Below are 3,307 nucleotides of genomic sequence, written 5' to 3'. Positions count from 1 at the left end.
CCTCGGTGTCCGGGCCGCCCAGGCGGTTGACCAGCACGCGCGCGTCCACGGCCAGGGTCAGCAGCCGGGTGCCCGCGGTGTACTGGTCGAGCAGTTCGGCCAGGGCGCGGCGGGCGCGCCGCGCGGCCGAGGGCCGGTCGACGGCGGAGACGACCAGGCTGACCACGCACGCCTCGCCGCCGGGCGGCGTGTGCGCGACGAAGGCGCGCAGCCGGTTCGTCGCCGGGCCCCAGCGCATCCGGTGCGCCGAGCGCAGGGGCGCCTGGTCCGCGGTCGGGTCGAACACCTCCAGGTCCGCCAGGGCGCTCGTGCCGCGCACGACCAGCGCGGCCCGGTGGGGCGCCGCCGGCGGCAGCAGGGTCCGCCACACGGCGTGGGCGTCCCAGGCGGTCAGCCGGGCCTGGTCCTGCTCCGCGGCGACCGGGTCGCGGTCCACCCGGGCCAGCAGGCAGGCGACCTCGTCGGCGACGAGGTCCAGCGACCCGTCCGGGGACTTCCACACCCGGGCGAAGCGGTCGGCCAGCACGTCGTCGAGCGCCGCGACGGCCAGCCGCAGCGGTTCCAGGATGGTGCCGGCGTACTCGCGGGAGCCGTCGCCGGGGCCCGCGGCGACCGCCGCCCGCACGCCGACCAGCACCGCCTCGATCGGCGCCAGCACCTCCTCGCCCCACGCCTCCACGACGACCGGCAGCCGGCCGAGGACGTTCTCGCACAGCTTGTCGACCAGGTGCTTCTGCGGCTGGCCGATCCCGTGGTGGTGGGTGAGGGCGGCGTGGAGCCGGGGCAGTTCGGTGACCAGCCCCGCGAGCGCGGACGCGTGCCGGCTGTGGATGGCGGTCGGTTCGACGGCGCCCAGCACCCGCTGCACCAGGTAAGCCTGGTCGGGCGAGCAGGCGTCCAGCCGCTCGGACAGCTGCGCGTCGAACCCCCGGTACCTCACCCGCGCGACCCTAGCCGCCCGGTCGGGGACGGCACGTCAGGCCGGGCACGACCCCCGACAGGGCAGGCAGGGCCGTCGGAGGGCGGGCACGGGTCGTCAGGGCAGGCACGGGTCGACGTGGACCTTGGGCCCGGGACCGGCCCCGGCGGGTCGTCGCCCGGCGAGCACCGCGCCGACCTGGTCGAGGCCGACGGAGGCGGCGACGAGCGGGCGCGGGTCGACCGCGCCGGTGGCGTAGGCCTCGATGGTGGCGGCCAGCCCCGGCGAGGCGGACAGGACGCCGACCGCGGTGACGTCCTTGAGCGCCAGGGTCCGGGTGTCGACGGCGCTGGGCGTGCCCGCCAGTCCGATGTAGACCAGCCGGCCGCCCGGTTCGACCGCGTCGAGCGCCAGGGCGGGCAGGTGCGGCGCGTTCGAGGCGTCCACGACCGCGTCGAACGGCAGGTCCGGGAGGTCGCGCTCGGTCCAGGTGTGCTCGAAGCCGAGGGAGCGGGCGAACGCGAGGGAGTCCGGGGTGACGCCCATGAGGTGCACCTCGGCGCCCGCGGCGCGCAGGAACAGGGCGGTCAGCAGGCCGATCGTGCCGGGGCCGAGGACCAGCGCCCGGTCCCCCGGCCCGGTGCCCGCGGCGCGGGCCGCGCGCAGGGCGTTGCCGCCGGGTTCGACCAGCGCGCCGAGCACGGGGTCCACCGCGTCCGGCAGGGCGTGCAGGGACGAGGCGGGCACGGCCAGCCGCTCGGCGAGCGCGCCGGGGCGGCCGTCGCGGATCCCGACCTCCTGCCGCCGCTCGCACACGTGCGGGCGGCCGCGCAGGCAGCGGCGGCAGGTGCCGTCGCCGATCATGGTGTCGCCCATGACGCGCCTGCCGAGCCAGGCGGGGTCCACGCCGTCGCCGACCTCGGCCACGCGGCCCGCCCACTCGTGCCCCAGCCGCATCGGGTAGGACGAGTGCCCCTCGTGCAGGTAGGCCATCTCGCCGGTGAAGAACTCGACGTCCGTGCCGCACACGCCGACCCGTTCGACGTCCACGACGACCTCGCCGGGCGCGGCGACCGGGACCGGCACCTCCTGGACCGCGCACCTCCCCGGTGCGGTGAGCACGAAGGCGCGCATCGTGCTCGTCGCGGCGCGGGCGCGGCCCGCCTCGGTGCCGGGTGCTGTCGCGTCGTCGGGCATGTGCGTACCTTCGGGGGAGTTCGGCGTCCGGATCACCGTAACCCAGGGCCCGGGAGGCGGTCGGCAGTGGAGCTCCGCAGCGCGCAGTGGTACGCGGGTCAGGGTCGCGACGCCTACATCCACCGGGCGTGGATGCGGCGCGGCACGCCCGGTGACGCCTTCGACCGGCCGCAGGTCGCGATCGCCAACACCGCCTCGGACCTCACGCCGTGCAACTCCCACCTGACCGAGGTCGCCCGGTCGGTGCGGACGGGCGTGCACGAGGCGGGCGGGGTCGCGCTGGAGCTGCCGGTGGTGTCGCTGGGCGAGACGCAGCTGCGGCCGACCGCGATGCTGTGGCGCAACATGGCCGCGATGGCGGCGGAGGAGATGCTGCGGGCCAACCCGGTCGACGGGGTGGTGCTGCTGGGCGGCTGCGACAAGACCATCCCGGCGCTGCTGATGGCCGCCGCGTCGGTCGACCTGCCGGCCGTGGTGGTGCCGGGCGGGCCGATGCTGACCGGCACGTTCCGGGGCGTGCCGCTGGGGTGCGGCACCGACGTGTGGCGGCTGTCGGAGGAGGTGCGGGCGGGCACGCTGTCGGCCGAGGAGTTCACCCGGTCGGAATCGGCGATGATCCGCAGCCGGGGCCACTGCAACACCATGGGCACCGCCTCCACGATGGCGCTGGTCGCCGAGGCGCTGGGCGTCGTGGTGCCCGGGGTGGCCGGCACGCCCGCGCCGGACAGCCGCCTGCTGGAGGCCGCCCACCGCACGGGGCGGCTGGTCGTGGGCATGATCGCCGCCGACCGGCGGCCGGGTTCGTTCCTCACCGAGGGGTCGTTCCGCAACGCGATCGTGGCGCTGGCCGCGATCGGCGGCTCCACCAACGCCGTGGTGCACCTGCTGGCCATCGCCGGGCGCCTGGGCGTCGAGCTGACCGTCGACGACTTCGACCGCATCGGCTCGCGCGTGCCGGTGCTGGTGGACCTGCTGCCGGCCGGGCGGTTCCTGATGGAGGACCTCCACCGGGCCGGCGGCCTGCTCGCGGTGCTGCGGGAGGTGCGGGACCTGCTGGACCCGGACGCGCTGACCGTCACGGGCCGGCCCCTGGTGTCCTACCTGGACGACGCGCCGACCTGGGACCCGGAGGTGATCCGGCCGCGGTCCGCGCCGCTGGTCGCCGAGGGCGGCATCGCGGTGCTGCGCGGC

Annotated in this window: 3 protein-coding genes; 1 reads left to right on the top strand and 2 read right to left on the bottom strand. The window is 76.9% G+C overall.

The window, feature by feature from the left end; all coding sequences use genetic code 11:
• The coding region (locus ACFV4N_RS41725) for a hypothetical protein (RefSeq protein WP_499678223.1) at positions 1-940 on the bottom strand (940 nt) is incomplete at its 3' end.
• Between the two features lie 96 nt (positions 941-1,036).
• Positions 1,037-2,053, bottom strand: coding sequence for a zinc-dependent alcohol dehydrogenase (locus tag ACFV4N_RS41720; RefSeq protein WP_499678224.1), 1,017 nt, complete (start codon positions 2,051-2,053; stop codon positions 1,037-1,039).
• 129 nt (positions 2,054-2,182) lie between these two features.
• On the opposite strand from ACFV4N_RS41720, the gene ACFV4N_RS41715 reads away from it, so the two are divergent.
• The coding region (locus ACFV4N_RS41715) for a dihydroxy-acid dehydratase domain-containing protein (protein ID WP_499678222.1) at positions 2,183-3,307 on the top strand (1,125 nt) is incomplete at its 3' end.

Source organism: Actinosynnema sp. NPDC059797, assembly GCF_042732085.1.
Lineage (GTDB): Bacteria > Actinomycetota > Actinomycetes > Mycobacteriales > Pseudonocardiaceae > Actinosynnema.
Note: the sequence above shows the minus strand (reverse complement) of the source record. Positions and strands in the feature narration are given on the sequence as shown.